We start from the raw sequence: 22,197 nt of genomic DNA on the forward strand, positions 1-22,197 counted from the left end.
TAAAGCAGAACCGGAAGGAAGTTCCACCGCATGGCTGCCGAGATCTTCTACGACGACGACGCCGACCTCTCGATCATCCAGGGGCGCACCGTCGCCGTCCTGGGCTACGGCAGCCAGGGGCACGCGCACGCGCTGTCCCTGCGCGACTCGGGCGTCGACGTCCGCGTGGGCCTCCCGGAGGGGAGCAAGAGCCGGGCCAAGGCCGAGGCCGAGGGACTGCGGGTCGTCACCCCGGCGGAGGCGTCCGCCGAGGCCGACCTGATCATGATCCTCGCGCCGGACCACGTGCAGCGCAGCCTCTACGCCGAGTCCGTGGAGCCCAACCTGCAGGACGGCGACGCGCTGTTCTTCGGGCACGGCTTCAACATCCGGTTCGGCTACATCAAGCCCCCGGCCGGCGTCGACGTCGCCATGGTCGCCCCCAAGGGCCCGGGCCACCTCGTGCGCCGCGAGTTCGAGAACGGCAAGGGCGTGCCCTGCCTCATCGCCGTGGAGCAGGACGCCAGCGGCTCGGCCCAGGCGCTCGCGCTGTCCTACGCCAAGGCCATCGGCGGCTCGCGGGCCGGCGTCATCAAGACGACCTTCGCCGAGGAGACCGAGACCGACCTGTTCGGCGAGCAGGCCGTCCTCTGCGGTGGCGCCAGCGCGCTGATCACCGCCGGGTTCGAGACCCTCACCGAGGCCGGCTACCAGCCCGAGGTCGCCTACTTCGAGTGCCTGCACGAGCTCAAGCTGATCGTCGACCTCATGTACGAGGGCGGCATCGCCAAGCAGCGCTGGTCGGTGTCCGACACCGCCGAGTACGGCGACTACACCTCCGGCCCCAAGGTCATCGACGCCCGCGTCAAGGAGTCCATGAAGGACGTCCTCACCGCGATCCAGGACGGCTCGTGGGCCGCGGCGTTCATCGCCGACCAGGACGCCGGCGCGCCGGACTTCAAGGCCAAGCGCGCCGCCGCCGAGGCGCACCCCATCGAGGAGACCGGGCGCAAGCTGCGCGGCCTGATGAGCTGGGTGTCGGCCGAGGACGACTACACCGGTACCGCCGCGCGCTGACCCGCGACGCACGAGGGCCCCGTCACCTGCTGGTGACGGGGCCCTCTGCGTCCTACCCGGTCAGTAGCCGTAGCCGCCCGCGGCCTGGTACTTCGGCGAGGGGCCGTGCTGGTTCGGGGCCGGGTGCCCGTCGGTGGCCCAGAAGACGATCAGGACGATCCACCCGACCAGCGGCACGAGCGCGATCAGCTGCCACCAGCCGGACTTGCCGGTGTCGTGCAGCCGTCGTGCGCCCACGGCGAGGCTCGGGATCAGCAGCGCGAGCAGGAGCAGCAGCCCCACGATGCCGGTGCCGGTCCCCTCGACCAGCTCGCTGCCGATCGCCAGGTCGACGATCGAGGCCACGATCGAGGCGAGGAACGAGGCCAGGTAGAACCACCAGAACTCCGAGCGGCGCGCCCGGCCGGTGAAGTCCGCGTACTTGTCGAGGACGACGGTGCGCACCGCGGTGGCGATGTCCATCTGCGGGGACGCGGGGCTCGGTGCGCTGTAGCCGGGGGCCGCCGGGTAGGGCTGGCCGTAGCCGGGTGCCTGGCCGTAGCCGGGTGCTTGGCCGTAGCCGGGTGCCTGGCCGTAGCCGGGCGACGGCGGGGGAGTGGCGCCCCAGCCCGGCTGGTCCTCGGGCGGTACGTCACGCGGGTCGGTCGGACCGCTGCCGGTGGGGGTGCTCATGGACGTGATCCTCCTGGTCGGGTCAACATGTCAGGCGCCGCGCCGCGCCCGGTGGGCGGCGAAGAACTGCGCCGCCGGCGGCAGCGACAGCAGCACGACGATGGCCAGCGCGGCGAGGAACAGCAGCAGGTTGACGACGACGTCGCCGCCGGACGTGCTGCCCAGGCTGCCCAGGAAGCCGAGCGTGGTGAAGAACAGCGCGATCGAGCCGCCGACCAGCAGCAGCACCCGGCTGCGGCCGGTCAGCGCCCAGACCGACCCCCAGATCATCAGCGCCGTCCAGGCCAGCGCCAGCAGCCCGAGCACGAGGGCGACCCCGACGGCGGCGTCGGCGAACTCGTCGAAGCCGGCCGGTGCGTCGTCGTCCACGCCGCCGGCGACGGCGCCCAGGAAGATCGCCCCCAGCGTCACGATCACGCCGAAAGCACCGAACACGAACCCGAGGACGGCGGCGGCGACGACGTGCCCCGGGCGGTTCGGGGGTGGGCCCCAGGGCTGCGGCGCGCCGTACTGGCCGTAGGCGGGCTGCCCGTACTGGCCGTACTGCTGCGGCTGCCCGTACGGCTGCTGCCCGCCGTACTGGGGCGGCTGCCCGTACGGGGGCGGCTGGCCGTACTGCGGCTGCTGGCCGTACCCGGGCTCGGTGGGGCGGTCGTCGGGCTCGGTCATGGTGTCCTCCGTCGGCGCCGCGGACCGGCTGTCGTCGAGCGGTCAGGATGTCGGCCGCCGTGGGCGCGCGGCAAGCAGACTCGCTCGTCCTGGCGAACCGGACAGCACCCCGACCAGCGGGAGGCCGGTCGCCCCGGGTGCGGCGCTGCTCCCTAGGCTGTCGCCCCGTGACCACGACTCCGCCCGTCGTCCTCATCGCGGAGGAGCTCGCCCCGAGCGTCCTCGAGGTCCTCGGGTCCGACGTCGAGATCCGTCACGTGGACGGGGCCGACCGGTCCGCGCTCCTGCCCGCGCTGGCCGACGCCGCCGCGGTGCTGATCCGCAGCGCCACGCAGATCGACGCCGAGGCGCTCGCCGCGGCTCCCAACCTGCAGGTGGTGGCCCGGGCCGGGATCGGCCTGGACAACGTCGACGTCACCGCGGCCACCGAGCGCGGCGTGATGGTCGTGAACGCGCCGACCTCCAACATCGTCAGCGCCGCGGAGCACGCCGTGGCCCTCCTGCTCGCCGCGGCCCGCCAGATACCCGCCGCCGACGCCTCGCTGCGCGCGGGCGCCTGGAAGCGGTCGACGTTCACGGGCGTCGAGGTGACCGGCAAGACCGTCGGCGTCATCGGGCTGGGCCGCATCGGCGTGCTGGTCGCCCAGCGGCTGGCCGCGTTCGACGTCGAGCTGGTCGCCCACGACCCCTACATCCAGCCCGGCCGGGCCGCGCAGCTCGGGGTCCGGCTGGTCTCGCTGCAGGAGCTGCTCCGCGAGTCGGACTTCATCACCATCCACCTGCCCAAGACGCCGGAGACCCTCGGGCTCATCGGCGCCGACGAGCTGGCCGCCACCAAGCGCGGCGTGATCATCGTCAACGCCGCCCGTGGCGGGCTGGTCGACGAGGCCGCGCTCGCCGAGGCCCTGCGGTCGGGTCAGGTCGGCGCCGCGGGCCTGGACGTCTACGCCACCGAGCCCACGACCGACAGCCCGCTGTTCGGGTTGCCCAACACCGTCGTCACCCCGCACCTGGGCGCCTCCACCACCGAGGCCCAGGACAAGGCAGGCAGCGCCGTCGCCCGTTCGGTGCGCCTGGCGCTGCAGGGCGAGTTCGTGCCCGACGCGGTGAACGTCCAGGCCGGCGGTGTCGTCGCCGAGGAGGTGCGCCCGGGCCTGCCGCTGGCCGAGAAGCTCGGCCGGGTCTTCACCGCGGTGGCCGGCGGGCTCGCCCAGTCGGTGACCGTGGACGTGCGGGGCGAGCTGGCCGAGTTCGACGTCTCGGTGCTCCAGCTGGCCGTGCTCAAGGGCGTCTTCTCCGACGTCGTCGAGGAGCCGGTCACCTACGTGAACGCCCCGCTGCACGCCGAGCAGCGCGGCCTCGAGGTCGCGCTGACCAGCGAGCCCGAGAGCCCCACCTACCGCAACCTGGTCACCGTGCGCGGGGCCATGGCCGACGGCCGGCAGGTCACGGTCTCGGGCACGCTCTACGGCAAGAACCAGGTCGCCCGCCTCACCGAGGTGGCCGGCTTCGAGATCGACCTCGCCGCCACCGGCCGGCTGCTGTTCTTCACCTACGCGGACCGGCCCGGCGTGGTCGGTACCGTCGGCGCAGCCCTGGGCGAGGCCGGCATCAACATCGCCGGCGCCCAGGTCAGCCGCACCACCGAGGGCGGCGAGGCGCTGATGGCGGTGACCGTCGACAGCCCGGTCGCCCCGGAGCTGCTGGAGGACATCGCCGGCCGCATCGGCGCCCGCGATGCCCGTGCCGCAGACCTCGACACCCTCTGAGACCTGAGACCTGGAGCAACCCATGCGCTTGGCAGTCATCCCCGGCGACGGCATCGGCCCCGAGGTCGTCGCCGAGGGCCTCAAGGTCCTCCGCGAGGTCGCCCCCGACCTCGAGACGACGCCCTACGACCTCGGCGCGGCCCGCTGGCAGCGGACCGGCGAGCTGATGCCCGACACCGTGCTCGACGAGCTGCGCCAGCACGACGCGATCCTGCTCGGCGCGATCGGCGACCCCAGCGTGCCGCCGGGCATCCTCGAGCGCGGGCTGCTGCTCCGGCTGCGCTTCGAGCTCGACCACCACGTCAACCTGCGGCCGGCCCGGCTGTTCGACGGCGTCCGCGGTCCGCTGACCGCCGAGGGCCCGATCGACATGCTGTGCGTCCGCGAGGGCACCGAGGGCCCCTACGTCGGCAACGGCGGCGTGCTGCGCAAGGACACCCCGCAGGAGCTGGCCACCGAGGTCAGCCTGAACACCGCGTTCGGCGTCGAGCGGGTGGTCCGCTACGCCTTCGAGCGCGCCGTCGCCCGGCCGCGCAAGCACCTGACGCTGATCCACAAGACCAACGTGCTCACCCACGCCGGTGGGCTGTGGTCGCGGATCGTCGAGGAGGTCTCGGCGGAGTTCCCCGACGTCACCGTGGCCTACCAGCACGTCGACGCCGCCTCGATGTTCTTCATCACCGACCCGGGCCGCTACGACGTCATCGTCACCGACAACCTCTTCGGCGACATCGTCACCGACATCGCGGCGGCCGTGACCGGTGGCATCGGGCTCGCGGCCAGCGGCAACCTCGACGCGTCGGGCACCAACCCGAGCATGTTCGAGCCGGTGCACGGCTCGGCGCCCGACATCGCCGGCCAGGGCATCGCCGACCCGACCGCCACCGTGCTCTCGGTCGGGCTGCTGCTCGAGCACCTCGGCCGCGCGGAGCAGGCCAAGAAGGTCAACGCCGCCGTCGCCTTCGACCTGTCGACGCGGGACCCGCAGCAGCAGATCCGCACCGCGCAGGTCGGCGACCGGCTCGCCGCGCTCGCCTCGGGCTGACGCGGTGCGCCTGTTCCGGCGTCCGCTCGACGAGGGGGAGTTCTGGGCGCTCATCGGCCGGATGGGCGGGCGGGGCGACGACCAGGCGGTCGAGAACCTGACGGAGGCGCTGCGCGGACGCCGCCGCAAGGACGTGGTCGGCTTCCAGGAGCAGTTGGCCCGCGTGCTGTTCGACCTGGATCGGGAGGTGCTGGCCGATCAGCCCGTCCGGTTCCGGGACGACCCGTCCGACGAGGACCCGGTCCCGCTCAGTGATGACGGCTTCCTCTACCTGCGGGCGGGCCTGGTGGTCAGGGGCCGTGAGACCTGTGAGCGCGTGCTCCGCGACCCCACCGTGCTGGCCCAGGGTGAGTGGGAGGAGTGCGAGGAGCTGCTGTACGTGGCCGAGGAGATCCTCGGCCAGGAGGTCGACACGACGGTGTCGTACGAGACCGGCTCCAACGCGCAGTACTGGACGCCGCGTCCCGAGCCGGAGAGCGAGCCCTGGGACCAGGGCCTGCGCTTGGTCTCCGTGGACGCCCACGACCTGTCGGACCCGATCGAGGCGGGGCGTTCCACCGCGGACGGGGGCTGGGAGTCCTTCACGGTGTACTACCCGCCCGGGTTCCTCCGCAGCGACGTCCTCCACGACGTCTCGACCGACCTCGCTCGCATCGTGACGACCAATGGCGGGCTGCCGGAGCACCTGGGCGTCGATCACGTCGCCGCGGTGATCGAGTTCGCCGACACCTGGCGAACGGAGCCGGAGGTGGGCGAGCCGGCTCGCTCGGAGATCGGTGTCCACGACGAGATCCGGGTACGGGTCGCCGTCTCGTCCGACTCCGTCCGCGGGTGGCGGGCCGAGGAGCGCCGGAGGGGACTGGCGGCTCTGGGAGCGTCGTGCGTGCTCGCCGTGCTCCCGGACGACCATCCCGCGCGGCCCCAGCTCGAGGAGCTGCGCCGCGCCGGTGCGCAGCTGCTGCCGACCTAGAGCCGACGGCGATCACCCGGCTTCCCGGCCCGGTCAGTCCTCCGGCGGGTGCTCGCGCAGCAGGTCACCGACGGGGACAGGCAGCTGCGCTCGGCCCGTCTCGCCGGGCGCCGGCCACTCGGGCCGCACCGTGCAGCCGGCGGGGGAGGACTCGACCAGCACCACCGGCTGCCAGGTCCAGTCCTCGTCCGGCTCCCCGGCGTCGACGAGCCCGGTCAGGGGCCCGTCGGGAAGCCGCGCCCACCAGCGACGGTCGAGGGCGGCCAGGCCGCGGGACCGCAGCAGCTCGACCCCGTCGTGGGCGGGCGCGGCCAGCGGCGCCCCGGTGAGCAGCCGTGGCCGTCCGTCGGCCGCCAGCCACCCGACCAGCTCGCCGTCGGCGCGGTACACGGGGGTCCAGCCGGTCGGGATCACGGCGGGGGAGCCTGCCAGGCCGGGCCCGCCCGCGGCGCGTGATTTACTCGTCGCGATGCACACCACCCGCTCGATCATCATCGTGTAGCGCGCAGTCCCCTCCTCGACTGCGCGCAGACCTCCCGTACCCGGGGGGTCTTTTTCGTGTTCGGGCCGGCAGCACCCCTCCCAGGAGTTCCGATGACCACCAGCGCGACCGACTTCCACGTCTTCGACACGACGCTGCGCGACGGCGCCCAGCGCGAGGGCGTCAGCTACTCCGTGGCGGACAAGCTCGCCGTCGCCCGGCTGCTGGACGAGATCGGCGTCGGCTTCATCGAGGGCGGCTGGCCGGGTGCGCTGCCCAAGGACACCGAGTTCTTCTCCCGTGCCCGCACCGAGCTCAAGCTGCGGCACGCCCAGCTGGTGGCCTTCGGGTCCACCCGCAGGGCGGGCGTCCGGGTGGAGGACGACCTGCAGGTCCGAGCCCTCCTGGACGCCGGGACGCCGGTCGTGTGCCTGGTCGCGAAGTCCGACGTGCGGCACGTCCGGGAGGCGCTGCGGACGACGCTCGAGGAGAACCTCGCGATGGTGGCCGACACCGTCGCCTTCCTGGTCGGCCACGGCCGGCGCGTCTTCGTCGACTGCGAGCACTTCTTCGACGGCCACGCCGCCGACCCCGGCTACGGGGTGGCCGTGCTGCAGGCCGCCTTCGACGCGGGCGCCGAGGTGGGCGTCCTGTGCGACACCAACGGCGGGATGCTGCCCTCGGGGGTGAGCCGGGTCGTCACCGACGTGCGCGCGCGGGTGAGCGGGCGGCTGGGCATCCACTGCCAGGACGACACCGGCTGCGCGGTGGCCAACTCGCTGGCCGCCGTCGAGGCCGGCGTGACCCACGTGCAGGGCACCGCCAACGGCTACGGCGAGCGGGCCGGCAACGCCGACACCTTCGCGCTCATCGGCAACCTGGTGACCAAGATGGGCCTGCCGGTGGTGCCGGCCGAGTGCCTGCCGGAGCTGCAGCGGGTCAGCCACGCCATCGCCGAGCTGGCCAACATCGCCCCCGACGACCACCAGCCCTTCGTCGGCGCCTCGGCGTTCGCGCACAAGGCCGGGCTGCACGCCAGCGCCATCAAGGTCAGCCCCGAGCTGTACAACCACCTCGACCCCGCCGTCGTCGGCAACGACATGCGCATCCTGGTCACCGAGATGGCCGGCCGGGCGTCGGTGGAGCTCAAGGGCCGCGAGCTCGGCGTCGACCTGTCCGGACAGGGGGACGCGATCGGCCGCGTCGTCGACCGGGTCAAGGTGCTGGAGGCCGACGGCTGGTCGTTCGAGGCGGCCGACGCCTCCTTCGAGCTGCTGCTGCGTGGCGAGCTGCCCGACGCGCCCGCGCCGCTGTTCGAGCTGGAGAGCTACAAGACCTCGGTCGAGCACTGGGGCAACGGCGTCGTGGTCAGCGAGGCCACCGTCAAGGTGCACGTCGACGGCGAGCGGGTCATCAGCACCGCCGAGGGCAACGGCCCGGTCAACGCCCTGGACAACGCGCTGCGGCAGGCGCTGGTCAACCGGTACCCGCAGCTGGCCGACGTCGCGCTGGCCGACTACAAGGTCCGCATCCTCGGCTGGCGCGGCGGCACGAGCGCGACCACCCGCGTGCTCATCGACACCACCGACGGCGTGGGGGAGTGGACCACGGTCGGCGTGCACGCGAACATCGTCGAGGCGTCCTGGCACGCGCTCGTCGACGCCATGACCTACGCCGTCCTCCGCCGGCCCGCCGCCGGCTGAGCCGTGGGCGTCCGGATGGGCGATCGGCCTCCGAGCCGGCTCGGGACGCTGCCCGCGACGACTCGCACGGTGGACCTGGCCGAGCGGAAACCGGGCGGACGCGACACGGCCTTCGATGACTGGTCGATCGACGGAGTTCCGCTCCGCACGCACGTGGCAGCGCGGTGGGCGGTCGCCGAGCCGCCCAGCGAGCTGACCCGCTTGTGGCCCGACGCGCCACGTGAGGCCGTCAAGGGCCTCCATGCGCTGCTGGGCACAGGAGCTCCGGACACGTCCGACGGGAGGGTGGCGCTCCTCGTGTGCCCGATCGACCAGGACCTCGCCTGCCGGGCGCTGACCACCCGGGTCGTGCGTGACGCCGACGTGGTCGAGTGGCAGGACGTCGGGTGGCAGGTGGAGTACGAGGACTTCGTCCCCGAGGCGGACGAGTACGGCCCTCTGCTGTCGTTCCGGTTCAGCCGTCCTCAGTACGAGACGCTGCTGCGCAGCCTGCTCGTCGAGTACGAAGCCCTCGCCGAGCAACTCCCGGAGCCCGCGCCGGTCGCGCGCCGCCGCAGATTCTGGCGACGCCGCCGGAGCTGAGCCGTCAGCGGGGCTGGATCTCGCCCATCGGGCCCCAGCCGGGGACGTCGGGGGCGTCGACGTAGATGATCTGCGGCTGCGCGGCGACCAGCTCGGGGGCCTGCTCGACGAAGCGCTTGAAGGCGTCGGTGCCCACGTGCGCGGCACCGGCGTCCGCGTCGCGGAACCCCTCGACGCAGACGAAGGTGTCCGGCTCGTCGAGGCTGCGCGACCACTCGAAGAACAGCGAGCCCTCCTCGGCGTTCACCGAGCGGGCGTAGTCGGCGGCCAGGCCCACCCACTCGTCGGCGCGCTCGGGGCGGACGGGGAACTTCACGACGATGAGGATCACCGGGACATTGTCGTCCCCGGGCCCTGCCCGGCGCGACCGTGCTCAGAGGGGGTCGAGCCGCGTCCTCAGCAGGCAGAACTCGTTGCCCTCGGGGTCGGCGAGCACGTGCCAGCCCTCGTCGCCGGTCTGGCCGACGTCGGCGCGGGTGGCGCCGAGGCCGAGCAGGCGCTGCAGCTCGGCCTCCTGGTCGCGGTCGGTGGGGTTGACGTCGATGTGCAGGCGGCGCCGGCCGGGCGTGGGGTCGGCCACGGGCCCGAACACCAGCGTGGGCGCCGCTCCGCCGAAGCCCTCGGCCGGGCCGATCTCCACCGAGCCGTCCTCCTCGCGGCCCAGCACCCGGTAGTCCAGCACCTGCGCCCAGAAGGCGGCGAGCGCCTCGGGGTCGCGGCTGTTGACGACGAGCTCGGAGAAGCGGCAGGCCATGGTCGGACGGTAGTCGGCGGGCGGCCCGACTAGCCTCGGGCCGTGCGCATCGTCCGTTTCGCCTCGCCCCAGGGCATGTCCTTCGGTGTCCTCGACGGAGACGGCCAGGTGGCCCAGATCGAGGGCCACCCCTTCGGCCAGATCTCCTTCACCGGCGCCCGCTACGCGCAGGCCGACATCCGGCTCCTGTCGCCGATCCTCCCGAGCAAGGTCGTGTGCGTGGGCAAGAACTACGCCGACCACATCGCGGAGATGAAGGGCAGGACCGGCGACGCCCCGAAGGAGCCGCTGCTGTTCCTCAAGCCCTCGACGTCGGTCATCGGACCCGGCGACGCCATCCGCATCCCGCCGGGCAGCACGAACGTGCACCACGAGGTGGAGCTCGCCGTCGTCATCGGCGCCCGGGGAGCCCGCAACGTCTCCCCGGAGCAGGCGCTGTCCAGCGTCTTCGGCTACACGATCGGCAACGACGTCACCGAGCGCGACATGCAGCAGTCCGACGGGCAGTGGACCCGCGCCAAGGGCTTCGACTCCTTCTGCCCCCTGGGCCCCTGGATCGAGACCGACCTGCCCGGCGTCGGCCTGGACCCGACCGACCTCGAGGTCTCCTGCACCGTGGACGGCGAGCGCCGCCAGCACGGCCGGACCAGCTCGCTGATCTTCGGCATCCCGACGCTGATCTCCTACATCTCCCGCGTCATGACGCTGCTGCCCGGCGACGTCGTCTTCACGGGCACCCCCGCCGGCGTCGGCCCGATCCGCGCCGGCCAGCGGGTCGAGTGCACGATCGAGGGCCTGGGCACACTGGCCAACTCGGTCACCGCCGCCGACGCCGTCTCCACCGCGGGTGGCGCCCGATGAGCGTGCCCGGACCGGTGCGCACGCGCTTCTGCCCCTCGCCGACCGGCATGGTGCACGTCGGCCTCATGCGGACGGCGCTGTTCAACTGGGCGCACGCCCGGCACACCGGCGGCGCCTTCGTCTTCCGCATCGAGGACACCGACGCCGCCCGCGACTCCGAGGAGTCCTACCGGCACCTGCTCGACTGCCTGCGCTGGCTCGGCCTGGAGTGGGACGAGGGCCCCGAGGTCGGTGGCCCGTTCGGCCCCTACCGGCAGTCGGAGCGGTTCGACGTCTACCGCGAGGTCGCGGGCAAGCTGCTCGAGTCCGGCCACGCCTACGAGTCGTTCTCCACCAACGAGGAGGTCGACGCGCGGCGCCGGGCCGCCGGGCAGGACCCGAAGCTCGGCTACGACAACCACGACCGCTTCCTCACCGACGCGCAGAAGGCCGCCTTCCGCGACGAGGGCCGCGCGCCGGTGCTGCGGCTGCGCATGCCGGACGAGGACCTGGTCTGGACCGACCTGGTGCGCGGCGAGGTGCGCTTCGCCGCGGGCTCCGTGCCCGACTTCGTCCTCGTGCGCGGCAACGGGGCGCCGCTCTACCCGTTCGTGAACCCCGTGGACGACGCGCTCATGCAGATCACCGACGTGCTGCGGGGTGAGGACCTGCTGCCCTCCACCCCGCGCCAGCTCGCCCTCTACGCCGCGTTGACCGACATCGGCGTCGCGCAGGGGACGCCGCGGTTCGGGCACCTGCCCTACGTCACCGGCGAGGGCAGCAAGAAGCTCTCCAAGCGCGACCCGCAGTCCAACCTCGACGTCTACCGCGAGCGAGGCTTCCTGCCGGAGGGGTTCGCCAACTACCTGGCGCTGCTGGGCTGGTCGATCGCCGAGGACCGGGACATCTTCTCGACCGCCGAGATGGTCGAGGCGTTCGACGTCACCCGGGTCAGCGCCAACCCGGCCCGCTTCGACCTGAAGAAGGCCGAGGCGATCAACGCCACCCACCTGCGCGCGCTGCCGGTCGAGGAGTTCACCGAGCGGGTCCTGCCGTACCTGGCGGCGGCCGGGCTGGTCGCCGAGCCGCCGACCGAGGAGCAGCAGCGGGTGCTCGCCGCGATCGCGCCGATGGCGCAGGAGCGGATGATCGTGCTCTCCGAGGCCGTCGGGCTGCTCGGCTTCCTCTTCGTCGAGGACGTCGAGATCGACCCCGCCGCCGCGGAGAAGCAGCTGGCCGGCGAGAACGCCGTCGGCGTCCTGGACGCGGCGACCGCGTCGCTGCGCGAGCTGGGGGAGTGGACCACCCCGGCGATCGAGGCGGCGTTGAAGGGAGCCCTCGTCGACGGGCTGGGGCTCAAGCCCCGGCAGGCGTTCGGGCCGGTGCGGGTCGCGGTCAGCGGGCGCACCGTCTCGCCGCCGCTCTACGAGTCGATGGAGCTGCTGGGCCGCGAGCGCACCCTGGCCCGGCTGGCCGCGGCCCGCGACATCGCCGGCGGATGACCGCCCCGGCGCCGGAGGAGCAGGGCTACACCGGACCGCCACCGACCCTGCGGCCGTCGCCGGAGCAGCACGTCCCGGTGGCGCGGGTGGAGGCGGCCGACGAAGTCGAGCCGCCGGCCCCGGCGCCGCGGGTGCCGTACCTGCTGGCCATGCGCGACGTCCCGTGGGCGTGGTGGCGCCCGGCGGCCGGCCTGCTGCTGGTCGCCTTCCTGCTCGGCATCGCGCTGGTCCTCACCCGCGTCGTCGAGGTGCTCACCGGCACCGGCGCCGATCTCGACCCCGTTCCGCTGACCTGGCGCGGGCTGCTGGTCACCGACGTCGGCGTGGCGGTCGCGCTGCCCGCGGTGCTGCTCGCCTGGCCGATCGCGCACGGCATCGGCCCGGGGCGCGGGCTGTCGGTCGACGGACGCCTCCGGTGGCCGCGGCTGCGGCGCTCCACGCTGCTCGCGCTCGCCACCGCGGGCGCAGCGGTCGGCCTGGGGGTCCTCGGCGCGGTGGCGCTCGCCGACCGGGAGGTCGCCGGCCCGGTCCCCGAGGTCGGCTGGGTGCTGCTCGCCGGGCTGCTCACCGTGCCGCTGCGCGCCGCGGCGGAGGAGGTGCTGCTCCGCGGCTACCTCAGCCAGGCGGTGGCGGCCTGGATCGGCCGGCCGCGCGCCGGCGCCGTCGTCGCGGCGCTCGTCAGCGCGCTGCTGGGCGCCCTGGTGCACGGCACCGACGACTGGCCCGCCTTCCTGGGTCGGGTGCTGCTCGGGCTAGCCGCCTCGGCCGCGGTGGCGCTCACCGGTGGCGTCGAGGCGGCCGTGGCGCTGCACGTGGTGGTGGCGGTGGTCGTCCTGGTCCTGGCCGCCGTCCTCGGGGAGGGGGCCGTGCCGGGGCTGGTGCCGGGCGGCCCCGGACAGGCGTTCGCGCTGGTCGGAGCGGCAGGGGTGCTCGCCTTCGCGGCTCTCGCCGCCCGCCGGGGCGCGCGGACCTAGAGGGGGGTGCACCGGCCCGCGAGGCGTCGGGTATCGTTCTCTGCGGCGCCGTGAGAACGGCCCATGGGGTATGGGGTAATTGGCAGCCCGACGGTTTCTGGTTCCGTTAGTCTAGGTTCGAGTCCTGGTACCCCAGCGAGGAAGCGCCAGCTCCTCACGCTGCAGCACCACCGCAGCACTGCACGGCCCCGTCGTCTAGCGGCCCAGGACGCCGCCCTCTCACGGCGGTAGCGAGGGTTCGAATCCCTTCGGGGCTACGCGAACGAGAGCCCCCGACCGGTGACGGTCGGGGGCTCTCGCGCGTTCCCGGGGGGTCCGTGCGGAGCCGGCCGCGAGGGCATGGCAGGATGTCCGAGTCCGGCCCCGTCGTCTAGCGGCCTAGGACGCCGCCCTCTCACGGCGGTAGCGAGGGTTCGAATCCCTTCGGGGCTACAGCGAACGAGAGCCCCCGACCGGCAACGGTCGGGGGCTCTCGTCGTCCCCGGGTCAGCCGCGCAGCGTCAGCACGGTCTCCAGGGGCAGGTCGACCGCCGTCGTGCCGACCCGCAGCCGGTAGCTGCCCGGCTCGTGCTGCCAGCCGCCGGCCCAGTGCGCCAGCAGTCGGGTGGGCACCGGCACCGGCACGGACGCCGTCCCGCCGGCCGGCACCCGGACCGGGGCGGAGCCCACCAGCCAGCGCACCGGCCGGTCGACCGCGGAGTCGGGCCGCTCGGCGTAGACCTGCACGACCTGCTTTCCGTCGCGCTCGCCGCGGTTGGCCACCTCGACGGTCAGCGTGACGACCTCGCCGGGGCCGGCCTGCTCCGGTGCGTCCACGCCGACCAGGTCGATGCGGGTGTAGCCGCGCCCGCTGCCGAACCAGTAGGCCGGGGCGGCCTCCTGCCGGAGCCAGGCGCGGTAGCCGATGTGGATGCCCTCGACGTACTCCAGCGCGCCGTCGGTGGGCGTGCAGGAGAGCACCGGGACGTCGGCCTCCGCGGCCGGCCAGGTGGTGGGCAGCCGGCCGCCGGGCTCGGTGACGCCGAGCAGGACGTCGGCGACCGCGTTGCCGAACTCCTGCCCGCCGAACCAGCCGACCAGGAGCCCGGCGACGTCGTCCCGCCAGGGCAGCAGCACCGGGGAGCCGGCGTTGACCAGCACGACCGTGCGGGGGTTGGCGGCGGCGACGGCGCGGACCAGGTCGTCCTGCCGGCCGGGCAGCGCCAGCGTCGTCCGGTCGTAGCCCTCGGACTCGACGAGGGAGTTCGTGCCGACGACGACCAGGGCCACGTCGGCCTCCGCCGCGGTCCGGGCCGCCTCGGCGATCAGCGCGTCGGCGTCGACGTCGGCCGGCTCCGTGCCCAGGCGCAGCGACATGGCGCGGGCGTTGAAGCCGCGGCGCCGGCGCAGGTCGTACACCAGCCGCAGGTCGACCGGCGTGCCCGCGGTGACCCGCACCTCGGCCGAGGCCGTCGGCGGGTTGGTGAACGCCGCACCCAGCGCGTCGGCGGCCGGCCGGAGCTTCTCGTCCACGAGCAGCTCGTCGTCGGCGTAGAGGCGGGCGGTGCCGACGAGGGCGACGCCGAGCCGGACGACGCCGCTCTCCGACGGTGTCCAGCGGGTGGTGAGCTCGAACTCGGCGGCCTCCTCGATCGGGACGTCGCTGCCGAAGTAGACGAGGTTGCTCGACCGGCGGTCCTCGACGTGCAGCTCGGAGCCGTCGTCGGCCAGGAAGCGGGCGTGCAGGCCCGGCTCGCCGGTGGCCGGCACCGCCAGCTCGCGCAGCGGCAGCTCCACGACGCCGTCCTGCACCACCGCGCCGACCGAGTACCGCACGTCGACCCCGGGCAGGGCGGCGCGCAGGCCCTCCAGCGGCGAGACGGTGTACTCGGGCACGACGGTCGCGCTGCCGCCGCCCTGCGTGCGGGCGGCGGAGGCGTTGTTGCCGATGACGGCCAGCGAGCGCAGCGCCGTCGCGTCCCACGGGAGCTCGTCGCGGTTCTCCAGCAGCACGGTGCCCGCGGCGGCGGCCTCCCGCGCCAGGCTCGGCCCGTCCTCCACCAGCAGGGGCTCGGCCGGCGCGGTGCCCTCCAGCGCACCGACGCGCTCCGCGAGGCGCAGGATGCGCAGCACCTTGCGGTCGACGACGGCCTCGGCGATCTCGCCGGCGCGCACCGCGGCGACCAGCGCCTCGCCCCACGGTCCCTGCGGGCCGGGCATGACGAGGTCCTGCGACGCCCGGGCGCTCTCCAGGCTGCGGACGCCGGTCCAGTCGCTGATCACCACGCCGTCGAAGCCCCACTCGCTGTTCAGCGGCGTCTCGAGCAGCTCGTTCTCGCTCGCGGTGGCGCCGTTGATCGAGTTGTACGAGCTCATGACCAGCCAGGCGCGGGCCTCGACGACGGCCTTCTCGAACGCCAGCAGGTAGAGCTCGCGCAGCGTGCGGTCGTCGGCGCGGACGTCGACGGTGAAGCGGTCGGTCTCGAAGTCGTTGGCGACGTAGTGCTTCGGCGTCGCGCCCACCCCGTTGTCCTGGACGCCGGCGACGTAGGCGGCGGCCAGCTCGGCGGTGAGGACGGGGTCCTCGCTGAAGCACTCGAAGTGCCGGCCGCCCAGCGGCGAGCGGTGCAGGTTGATCGTCGGGCCGAGGACGACGTCGACGCCCTTGCGCCGGGCCTCGACCGCGGCCGCGGCGCCGTACCGGCGGGCGAGGTCCGGGTCCCAGGCGGCCGCGAGCGCGGTCGCGGACGGCAGGTTGAGCGAGGGGTCCCGCTCGTCCCACACCTCGCCGCGGACGCCGGAGGGCCCGTCGGACACCAGGATCCGGCGCAGCCCGATCGACTCCAGCGGCCAGGTGGTCCAGAAGTCGCGCCCCGTGAGCAGCTGCACCTTCTCCTCGAGGGAGAGCGCTCGGAGGGCGTCGTCGAGCCGGGTGCCGGGGAGTGCTGCGGGTCGCGTCATGGGTCCGTTCTCGTGGTCGGCTGCTGCGCGGGTGAGGTGCGGCACACGCTAGTGAGCGACATGGCCGCGGTGGAGCCTCCCTGCGGTGGCCGCGTGATCACCACGGGTCTAGCGTCGGCCGCGGCCGTCCGCTCCTCGGGCACGGTCATGCTGCTCAGGAGGGGTGTCCCCGGTGATCCGGACGGATCGTCAGCTGGCCGACGGCCGGCAGATCCTCTACTTCGACGACGGGTCGCAGCCCGCCCCGCACGACGCTCCCGACACCCGCGACCTGCCGGCGGTGGCCACGCGGTCGCAGCTCCGGTGGGACGCGCTGCTCGGCGAGTGGGTCGTGGTCGCCTCCCACCGGCAGAGCCGCACCTTCCTGCCGCCGGCCGACCAGTGCCCGCTGTGCCCGACGCGGCCCGGGCGGCCCACGGAGATCCCCGACGCCGACTACCAGGTGGTCGCCTTCGAGAACCGCTTCCCCTCGCTGGCCACCGGTGTCGAGCGCGACGTCCCGCCCACCGCGCCCGGCTCGCCGCTGGCCGAGCTGCGCCCGGGCTTCGGCCGCTGCGAGGTCGTCGTCTTCACCAGCGACCACGACCGCGACTTCGCCGACCTCGGGGCCGACCGCGCCCGGCTCGTCGTCGACGTGTGGGCCGAGCGCACGGCGGAACTCTCCGTGGTCGAGGGGATCGAGCAGGTCTTCGTCTTCGAGAACCACGGCGAGGAGATCGGGGTGACCCTGTCGCACCCCCACGGCCAGATCTACGCCTACCCGTTCGTCACCCCGCGGGTCGAGAAGGTGCTCGCCTCCGTGCGTCGCCACCGGGAGGCCACCGGCGGCGACCTGTTCGCCGACGTCGTGGCCGCCGAGCGCACCGGGCCACGGGTGGTGACGGAGAACGAGCACTGGACGGCGTTCGTGCCGGCGGCCGCGCGCTGGCCCTACGAGGTGCAGATCTTCCCGACTCGGAAGGTGCCCGACCTGCCGGCGCTCACCGACGAGGAGCGGGACGCCTTCGTCGACGTCTACCTCGACGTGCTGGGCCGCTTCGCGCACCGCTTCGACACCCCGATGCCCTACATCGCCTCGTGGAACCAGGCCCCGCTGCGCGCCCGGGACGAGTGGTGGCTGCACCTCCAGCTGTTCTCGCTGCGCCGCGCGCCGGGCAAGCTGAAGTACCTGGCCGGCTCCGAGTCGGGGATGGGCGCGTTCATCACCGACACCGGCCCCGAGGACGTCGCCGAGCAGCTGCGCGCGGTGAGCTGGTGACCCGGGACGACGCCGGCGAGCGGGCGGCCGCTGCCTTCGCCGAGCGCTTCGGCCGGGACCCCGAGGGGGTGTGGGCGGCACCGGGGCGGGTCAACGTGATCGGGGAGCACACCGACTACAACGGCGGCTTCGTGCTGCCCGTCGCGCTGCCGCACACCACCCGAGCGGCCGTCGCCCGCCGCGACGACGGCCGGCTGGTGGCCCGGTCGCTCCAGCACCCCGACGCGGACGCCGACCTCGCCGTCGCCGAGCTCGCGCCCGGCACGCCCCCGGGCTGGGCGGGGTACGTGGCCGGCGTCGTCCACCAGCTGCGCGACGCGGTACCCGGCGGGCTGGAGGTCCTGGTCGACGGCGACGTCCCGGCCGGCGCCGGGCTGTCGTCGTCCGCGGCGCTCGAGTGCGCCGTCGCCCTGGCGCTGCGCGACCTGCTCGACCTCGACCTGGGCCCCGCCGACCTCGTCGAGGTCGCCCGGCGCGCGGAGAACGACTACGTCGGCGCCCCGACCGGGATCCTCGACCAGTCCGCGTCCGTGCTCTGCGAGGCCGGCGCGGCGCTGTTCCTCGACACCCGCGACCGCAGCAGCGAGCAGGTGCCCTTCGACCTCGCCGCGGCGGGGCTGGCGTTGCTGGTGGTCGACAGCGGCACCACCCACGACCACGCCGACGGCGGCTACCGGGACCGGCGCCGCGAGTGCGAGCAGGCCGCCGAGCGGCTCGGCGTGCCGCTGCTGCGCGAGGTTGAGGACGTCGCCGCCCTCGCCGTCCTGGACGACGGCACGTCCGAGGGTGCGCTGCTGCACCGCCGCGCCCGGCACGTCGTCACCGAGGACGCGCGGGTGCTGCGCGTCGTCGACGTCCTGCGGGCGGGGGAGGACCCCCGCGCCATCGGCCCGCTGCTGACCGAGAGCCACGCGTCGCTGCGCGACGACTTCGAGGTCTCCGTCCCACCGCTGGACGCCTGCGTCGAGGCGGCGCTGGAGGCCGGCGCCCACGGTGCCCGCATGGTCGGCGGCGGCTTCGGCGGCAGCGCGATCGCGCTGGTCGAGGCCGACGCCGTCGACCGGGTCGCCGCGGCCGTCACCGCCCGCCTCCAGCACGACGGGCTCGACGCGCCCCGCACCTTCGTGACCGTCCCGTCCGCCGGCGCCCGACGGCTGGCCTGACCCTTCCGAGAAGAGGAACCGATGGACGACTCACTCCAGCTCGACGCGAACGTCGTCGACTACGCCCTCGTCGCGGCGTACTTCGCCGTGGTCCTGGGCATCGGCTTCGCCGCCCGGCGGCGGGTGTCCGACAGCCTGGACTTCTTCCTGTCCGGGCGCTCGCTGCCCGCCTGGGTGACCGGCCTGGCCTTCGTCTCGGCGAACCTCGGCGCGGTCGAGATCGTCGGCATGTCGGCCAACGGGGCCCAGTTCGGCATGGCGACGATGCACTACTTCTGGATCGGCGCCGTCCCCGCGATGCTGTTCCTCGGCGTCGTGATGATGCCCTTCTACTACGGCTCGAAGGTCCGCAGCGTCCCCGAGTACATGCGGCGCCGGTTCGGGCCCGGGGCGCACCTGGTCAACGCGCTCAGCTTCGCCGTCGCGCAGATCCTCATCGCCGGCATCAACCTCTACCTGCTCGCGCGGATCGTGGAGCTGCTGCTGGGCTGGCCGCTGTGGGTCTCGCTGATCGTCGCCGCGGTCGTGGTGCTCAGCTACATCACCCTCGGTGGGCTCTCGGCGGCGATCTACAACGAGGTCCTGCAGTTCTTCGTGATCGTGGCCGCGCTGCTCCCGCTGACCCTCATCGGGCTGCACCGGGTCGGCGGCATCGGCGGGATGATCGACTCGGTGCGCGAGGCCGGGAACGAGGAGATGCTGGCCTCGTGGCCGGCCACCGAGCTGACCGGCTTCGAGAGCCCGTTCTGGTCGGTCGTCGGCATCGTGTTCGGCCTCGGGTTCGTGCTGTCCTTCGGCTACTGGACGACGAACTTCGTAGAGGTGCAGCGGGCCATGGCCACCCACTCCATCTCGGCCGCGCGGGCGACGCCGATCATCGGGTCGTTCCCGAAGATGTTCGTGCCGTTCATCGTGGTCATCCCCGGCATCATCGCCACGGTCCTGGTGCCGGAGGTCGTGGAGGCCAAGGCGTCGGGCGACCCGGACTTCGACTACAACAACTCGATCCTCTACCTGATCAGCGACGTCCTGCCCAACGGTCTGCTCGGCGTCGCGCTGGCCGGTCTGCTGGCGGCCTTCATGGCCGGCATGGCGGCCAACATCTCGGCCTTCAACACCGTCTTCAGCTACGACCTGTGGCAGCAGTACGTGAAGAAGGACCGGTCGGACGACTACTACCTGCGGGTGGGCCGCTGGGCGACCGTCGGGGCCACGGTCACCGCCATCGGGACGGCGCTGATCGCGTCGGGCTACACGAACCTGATGGACTACCTGCAGACGCTGTTCGGCTTCTTCAACGCGCCGCTGTTCGCCACCTTCATCCTCGGCATGTTCTGGAAGCGGATGACGCCGACGGCGGGCTGGGCGGGCCTGGTGTCCGGCACCCTGGCTGCCGTGACCGTCGCGCTGCTGAGCGAGGACGCCTTCGGCGAGACCTCCCTCGGGGTGCTGCCGCTGGAGGGCCAGGGCGCCAGCTTCGTGGCCGCCGGCGCCGCCTTCGTCGTCGACGTCCTGGTCAGCGTGGTGGTCACGCAGGTGTCGCAGCCCAAGCCGGCGCACGAGCTCGTCGGGCTGGTCTACTCCGAGACGCCCAGGGAGCAGCGCACCGATCCCGAGGCGCACCGCCTGCCGTGGTACCGGTCACCGGTGCCGCTGGCCGGCATCGCGCTGGCCATGGTGATCGTCCTGAACGTCGTCTTCCGCTGACCACGAGGAGAGGGATCCGCATGAGCACAGCAGGCAGCAGGGACGCGGGCGCCGGCTCGGGCGAGAAGCGCGCCGCCGGGGCGTTCGACGTCCGCAACGTGATCGCCGGCCTCATCGGTCTCTACGGCGTCGTCCTCGTCGTCGTGGGGCTGGTCGACGGCGGGGACGAGGCGCTGGCGAAGACCGACGGGTGGAACGCCAACCTCTGGGTCGGCGTGGCCATGATCGTGTTCGCGCTGCTGTTCGCCCTGTGGGCGCGGCTGCGCCCGATCGTGGTCGCCTCCCCGGAGACCGGGGAGGACTGAGCCCGACCGTCAGCAGAAGGTCCCGGTCATCGGCAGGTCGGCGCAGGCGGGGTCGACCTCCTCGACCGGTGCGACCGAGCCGGTGGTGGCGGGGGCCGGGTCGTCGGCCGCCTGCACCACCAGGACGACGGTGACGGCGGCCACCACGGCGACGGAGAGGGCGAGCAGGAACAGCAGGGCGCGGTGGGCGGCGGCCCAGGTGGCGGCCGGCCCGTGGACGACGGTGCTCATCGGTGGTCCTGTCCGGGTGCGGCGCCGGCGGCGGAGCGACCCTCGGCTGCGGGGGCCGGGCGGAGGAGCCCGGTACCGACGACGGTGATCCGCCGGGACGGGGGCCGGAATACGCCTCCGGACGTATCCTCGTGCCCTTCCGCGGGCCCCGGTGCGGCTCTAGCGTCGGCTGCCACCGGCCGACGGCGGGAGCAGTCATGGGCACCGGTCTGGTCCGCGCGGGCGACGCCGAGGTGCTGCTCGCCGTCCTCGACGAGGCGCGGCACGACGACCCCGGGCCGATCGTCCCCTGGGCGTTGCTCGAGGGCCTGCAACGGCTGCTGGCCTGCGACCAGGACGTGAGCTACCAGCGCTACGACCACCGCCGGGGGCAGGCGCTGCTGCTGCAGTCCGTCGCGGCCGACGGCACCCGGGAGGTGGTCCGCTCCGGGCCCGAGGGGCCGGCCGAGCCGTGGGCGCGGCTGCTGGGGCGCCCGCCCGGGGACGCGCGCGAGGTCGTCGTACCCGTCCCGGCGCCGCCGGGGGAGGTGCGGCGCTTCCTCTTCGTGCGCTCGTCCGGACCGCCCTTCGACGCCGCGGACCGGCGCCTGCTGGAGCTGCTGCGCCCGCACCTGCACGAGGTGTGGCAGGACGCCGAGCGGCGCCGCGCCGGAGCGCTGCCGCTCTCGCCGCGGGAGTGGGAGGTGCTCGGCCTGGCCGGGACGGGGGCGTCCACGGTGGAGATCGCCGACGCCCTGTGGATCTCGGTGGGGACCGTGCGGAAGCACATGGAGCACATCCGCGAGAAGCTCGGCGTGCACACCATCGCCGCCGCGGCGGCCCGGGCGCTGCCGTTCGCGCCCGGCGGGTCGGACGCCGGCTAGCGCGCGGCGCGGGAGATCGCGGCCGCGGCGTCGAGCACGGCGCCCACCACCTCGGGTGCCGGCCGCCGGCCCAGCCGCTCGACGGGTCCGGAGATGGAGACCGCGCCGAGCACGGCGCCGGCGCCGTCGCGCACCGGGGCCGACAGCGAGGCCACGCCCGGCTCGCGCTCGGCGACGCTGTGCGCCCAGCCGCGGCGGCGGACGTCGAGCAGCGTGCGGGCGGTGAAGCTGGCCGACGGGAGCAGCCGGGTGACCTCGTCGGCCGGGGTGAACGCCAGCAGCGCGTGCGCCGCGGAGCCGGCGGTCATGGGCAGCCGCGCGCCCACCGGGACGGTGTCGCGCAGGCCGCTGGTGCGCTCGGCGGCGGCGACGCAGACCCGGCTGGCGCCGTCGCGGACGTAGAACTGGGCGCTCTCCCCGGTCGCGTCGCGCAGCGTGACCAGGTGCCGGCCGGCGATGTCGCCCAGGTCGGCCGAGCCGCGGCCGAGCTCGGCCAGCGCCGGACCGGGGGCCCAGGTGCCGGTGTCGGTGCGCCGCACGAGCCGGTGGCCTTCGAGCGCGACGGCCAGCCGGTGGGCCGTCGCGCGCGGCAGGCCGGTGCGGGCGACCAGCTCGGCCAGGGTGGCCGGCTCGTCGGCGACGGCACGGAGGATCGCGACCGCTTTGTCCAGAAGGGCGACGGGGTTAGGCTGTCCCACACAGCAATACTTGCA

General features: G+C 74.0%; 22 protein-coding genes and 3 tRNA genes. 17 read left to right on the forward strand and 8 right to left on the reverse strand.

Going from position 1 to position 22,197, the window contains the following annotated elements:
* Positions 1 to 30 precede the first annotated feature (30 nt).
* Entirely contained in the window at positions 31 to 1,056 is a 1,026-nt protein-coding gene (gene ilvC, locus ACI79H_RS14315) for a ketol-acid reductoisomerase (protein WP_456555071.1), read from the forward strand.
* Between the two features lie 60 nt (positions 1,057 to 1,116).
* On the opposite strand, the gene ACI79H_RS14320 is transcribed toward ilvC, so the two are convergent.
* Entirely contained in the window at positions 1,117 to 1,728 is a 612-nt protein-coding gene (locus ACI79H_RS14320) for a DUF805 domain-containing protein (RefSeq protein ID WP_456555072.1), read from the reverse strand.
* Positions 1,729 to 1,758: 30 nt separating this feature from the next.
* Positions 1,759 to 2,397, reverse strand: coding sequence for a hypothetical protein (locus ACI79H_RS14325; RefSeq protein ID WP_456555073.1), 639 nt, complete (start codon positions 2,395 to 2,397; stop codon positions 1,759 to 1,761).
* 167 nt (positions 2,398 to 2,564) lie between these two features.
* Between ACI79H_RS14325 and serA the strand changes: the two genes are divergently transcribed.
* The 3 genes from serA to ACI79H_RS14340 are packed head-to-tail and all read left to right on the forward strand — an operon-like array spanning position 2,565 to position 6,181.
* Positions 2,565 to 4,166: a phosphoglycerate dehydrogenase gene (serA, locus tag ACI79H_RS14330; protein WP_456555074.1), complete on the forward strand. Its 1,602-nt coding sequence runs from the start codon at positions 2,565 to 2,567 to the stop codon at positions 4,164 to 4,166.
* A gap of 22 nt (positions 4,167 to 4,188) precedes the next feature.
* Positions 4,189 to 5,211: a 3-isopropylmalate dehydrogenase gene (locus tag ACI79H_RS14335; protein ID WP_456555075.1), complete on the forward strand. Its 1,023-nt coding sequence runs from the start codon at positions 4,189 to 4,191 to the stop codon at positions 5,209 to 5,211.
* Positions 5,212 to 5,215: 4 nt separating this feature from the next.
* The gene (locus ACI79H_RS14340) at positions 5,216 to 6,181 is read left to right on the forward strand and encodes a DUF4240 domain-containing protein (protein ID WP_456555076.1); all 966 of its coding nucleotides are present in this window, start codon (positions 5,216 to 5,218) and stop codon (positions 6,179 to 6,181) included.
* Between the two features lie 33 nt (positions 6,182 to 6,214).
* Here ACI79H_RS14340 and ACI79H_RS14345 read toward each other — a convergent pair whose 3' ends face one another.
* Entirely contained in the window at positions 6,215 to 6,595 is a 381-nt protein-coding gene (locus tag ACI79H_RS14345) for a hypothetical protein (RefSeq protein WP_456555077.1), read from the reverse strand.
* 180 nt (positions 6,596 to 6,775) lie between these two features.
* On the opposite strand from ACI79H_RS14345, the gene cimA reads away from it, so the two are divergent.
* Complete coding sequence (gene cimA, locus ACI79H_RS14350; protein ID WP_456555078.1) at positions 6,776 to 8,365, forward strand: citramalate synthase; 1,590 nt, start codon at positions 6,776 to 6,778, stop codon at positions 8,363 to 8,365.
* Between the two features lie 297 nt (positions 8,366 to 8,662).
* Complete coding sequence (locus ACI79H_RS14355; protein WP_456555079.1) at positions 8,663 to 8,947, forward strand: hypothetical protein; 285 nt, start codon at positions 8,663 to 8,665, stop codon at positions 8,945 to 8,947.
* Between the two features lie 4 nt (positions 8,948 to 8,951).
* On the opposite strand, the gene ACI79H_RS14360 is transcribed toward ACI79H_RS14355, so the two are convergent.
* Together ACI79H_RS14360 and ACI79H_RS14365 are read right to left on the reverse strand one after the other, a co-directional pair.
* Entirely contained in the window at positions 8,952 to 9,278 is a 327-nt protein-coding gene (locus ACI79H_RS14360) for a putative quinol monooxygenase (RefSeq protein WP_456555080.1), read from the reverse strand.
* Positions 9,279 to 9,320: 42 nt separating this feature from the next.
* Positions 9,321 to 9,701, reverse strand: coding sequence for a VOC family protein (locus tag ACI79H_RS14365; RefSeq protein ID WP_456555081.1), 381 nt, complete (start codon positions 9,699 to 9,701; stop codon positions 9,321 to 9,323).
* 42 nt (positions 9,702 to 9,743) lie between these two features.
* On the opposite strand from ACI79H_RS14365, the gene ACI79H_RS14370 reads away from it, so the two are divergent.
* The 6 genes from ACI79H_RS14370 (at position 9,744) to ACI79H_RS14395 (ending at position 13,449) form a co-directional block, all read left to right on the forward strand.
* Positions 9,744 to 10,562: a fumarylacetoacetate hydrolase family protein gene (locus ACI79H_RS14370; RefSeq protein WP_456555082.1), complete on the forward strand. Its 819-nt coding sequence runs from the start codon at positions 9,744 to 9,746 to the stop codon at positions 10,560 to 10,562.
* On the forward strand, positions 10,559 to 12,043 hold the full coding sequence (gltX, locus tag ACI79H_RS14375; RefSeq protein WP_456555083.1) for a glutamate--tRNA ligase: 1,485 nt from the start codon (positions 10,559 to 10,561) through the stop codon (positions 12,041 to 12,043). The genes ACI79H_RS14370 and gltX overlap by 4 nt, the downstream gene beginning before the upstream one ends.
* Positions 12,040 to 13,017: a CPBP family glutamic-type intramembrane protease gene (locus ACI79H_RS14380; RefSeq protein WP_456555084.1), complete on the forward strand. Its 978-nt coding sequence runs from the start codon at positions 12,040 to 12,042 to the stop codon at positions 13,015 to 13,017. The genes gltX and ACI79H_RS14380 overlap by 4 nt, the downstream gene beginning before the upstream one ends.
* Before the next feature lie 64 nt (positions 13,018 to 13,081).
* Positions 13,082 to 13,153, forward strand: a tRNA-Gln gene (locus ACI79H_RS14385).
* A gap of 48 nt (positions 13,154 to 13,201) precedes the next feature.
* A tRNA-Glu gene (locus ACI79H_RS14390) sits at positions 13,202 to 13,274 on the forward strand.
* Between the two features lie 102 nt (positions 13,275 to 13,376).
* Positions 13,377 to 13,449: transfer RNA gene (locus ACI79H_RS14395), tRNA-Glu, on the forward strand.
* A gap of 54 nt (positions 13,450 to 13,503) precedes the next feature.
* Here ACI79H_RS14395 and ACI79H_RS14400 read toward each other — a convergent pair.
* Complete coding sequence (locus ACI79H_RS14400; protein ID WP_456555085.1) at positions 13,504 to 15,957, reverse strand: glycoside hydrolase family 3 protein; 2,454 nt, start codon at positions 15,955 to 15,957, stop codon at positions 13,504 to 13,506.
* 172 nt (positions 15,958 to 16,129) lie between these two features.
* Here ACI79H_RS14400 and galT point away from each other — a divergent pair, with 172 nt between their 5' ends.
* From galT to ACI79H_RS14420, 4 genes are read left to right on the forward strand one after another with little or no spacing between them, the layout of a single operon-like run.
* Positions 16,130 to 17,215: a galactose-1-phosphate uridylyltransferase gene (gene galT / locus ACI79H_RS14405; RefSeq protein WP_456555086.1), complete on the forward strand. Its 1,086-nt coding sequence runs from the start codon at positions 16,130 to 16,132 to the stop codon at positions 17,213 to 17,215.
* The gene (gene galK, locus ACI79H_RS14410) at positions 17,212 to 18,378 is read left to right on the forward strand and encodes a galactokinase (RefSeq protein ID WP_456555087.1); all 1,167 of its coding nucleotides are present in this window, start codon (positions 17,212 to 17,214) and stop codon (positions 18,376 to 18,378) included. Before galT ends, galK begins: the two co-directional genes overlap by 4 nt.
* 21 nt (positions 18,379 to 18,399) lie before the next feature.
* On the forward strand, positions 18,400 to 20,085 hold the full coding sequence (locus tag ACI79H_RS14415) for a sodium:solute symporter family protein (RefSeq protein ID WP_456555088.1): 1,686 nt from the start codon (positions 18,400 to 18,402) through the stop codon (positions 20,083 to 20,085).
* Positions 20,086 to 20,105: 20 nt separating this feature from the next.
* Positions 20,106 to 20,390 carry a hypothetical protein gene (locus ACI79H_RS14420; RefSeq protein WP_456555089.1) on the forward strand — a complete coding sequence of 95 codons (285 nt, stop codon included), beginning with the start codon at positions 20,106 to 20,108 and terminating at the stop codon, positions 20,388 to 20,390.
* A gap of 9 nt (positions 20,391 to 20,399) precedes the next feature.
* On the opposite strand, the gene ACI79H_RS14425 is transcribed toward ACI79H_RS14420, so the two are convergent.
* Positions 20,400 to 20,621, reverse strand: a complete 222-nt coding sequence (locus ACI79H_RS14425) for a hypothetical protein (RefSeq protein ID WP_456555090.1) — start codon at positions 20,619 to 20,621, stop codon at positions 20,400 to 20,402.
* Positions 20,622 to 20,818: 197 nt separating this feature from the next.
* Between ACI79H_RS14425 and ACI79H_RS14430 the strand changes: the two genes are divergently transcribed.
* Positions 20,819 to 21,484: a helix-turn-helix transcriptional regulator gene (locus ACI79H_RS14430; protein ID WP_456555091.1), complete on the forward strand. Its 666-nt coding sequence runs from the start codon at positions 20,819 to 20,821 to the stop codon at positions 21,482 to 21,484.
* On the opposite strand, the gene ACI79H_RS14435 is transcribed toward ACI79H_RS14430, so the two are convergent.
* Positions 21,481 to 22,182, reverse strand: coding sequence for an IclR family transcriptional regulator (locus ACI79H_RS14435; protein ID WP_456555092.1), 702 nt, complete (start codon positions 22,180 to 22,182; stop codon positions 21,481 to 21,483). The two genes, ACI79H_RS14430 and ACI79H_RS14435, sit on opposite strands and share 4 nt — an antisense overlap.
* Positions 22,183 to 22,197: the final 15 nt, after the last annotated feature.

This window comes from Blastococcus sp. SYSU D01042 (assembly GCF_054050515.1).

What these genes read in the sequence shown, in the direction of transcription:
- ACI79H_RS14415 (WP_456555088.1), top strand. Translation starts at nt 18,400, where the DNA reads ATGGACGACTCACTCCAGCTCGACGCGAACGTCGTCGACTACGCCCTC.
- ACI79H_RS14420 (WP_456555089.1), top strand. Translation starts at nt 20,106, where the DNA reads ATGAGCACAGCAGGCAGCAGGGACGCGGGCGCCGGCTCGGGCGAGAAG.
- gltX (WP_456555083.1), top strand. Translation starts at nt 10,559, where the DNA reads ATGAGCGTGCCCGGACCGGTGCGCACGCGCTTCTGCCCCTCGCCGACC.
- ACI79H_RS14325 (WP_456555073.1), bottom strand. Translation starts at nt 2,397, where the DNA reads ATGACCGAGCCCGACGACCGCCCCACCGAGCCCGGGTACGGCCAGCAG.
- ACI79H_RS14335 (WP_456555075.1), top strand. Translation starts at nt 4,189, where the DNA reads ATGCGCTTGGCAGTCATCCCCGGCGACGGCATCGGCCCCGAGGTCGTC.
- ACI79H_RS14400 (WP_456555085.1), bottom strand. Translation starts at nt 15,957, where the DNA reads ATGACGCGACCCGCAGCACTCCCCGGCACCCGGCTCGACGACGCCCTC.
- ilvC (WP_456555071.1), top strand. Translation starts at nt 31, where the DNA reads ATGGCTGCCGAGATCTTCTACGACGACGACGCCGACCTCTCGATCATC.
- ACI79H_RS14365 (WP_456555081.1), bottom strand. Translation starts at nt 9,701, where the DNA reads ATGGCCTGCCGCTTCTCCGAGCTCGTCGTCAACAGCCGCGACCCCGAG.
- ACI79H_RS14425 (WP_456555090.1), bottom strand. Translation starts at nt 20,621, where the DNA reads ATGAGCACCGTCGTCCACGGGCCGGCCGCCACCTGGGCCGCCGCCCAC.
- ACI79H_RS14430 (WP_456555091.1), top strand. Translation starts at nt 20,819, where the DNA reads ATGGGCACCGGTCTGGTCCGCGCGGGCGACGCCGAGGTGCTGCTCGCC.
- ACI79H_RS14380 (WP_456555084.1), top strand. Translation starts at nt 12,040, where the DNA reads ATGACCGCCCCGGCGCCGGAGGAGCAGGGCTACACCGGACCGCCACCG.
- ACI79H_RS14320 (WP_456555072.1), bottom strand. Translation starts at nt 1,728, where the DNA reads ATGAGCACCCCCACCGGCAGCGGTCCGACCGACCCGCGTGACGTACCG.
- cimA (WP_456555078.1), top strand. Translation starts at nt 6,776, where the DNA reads ATGACCACCAGCGCGACCGACTTCCACGTCTTCGACACGACGCTGCGC.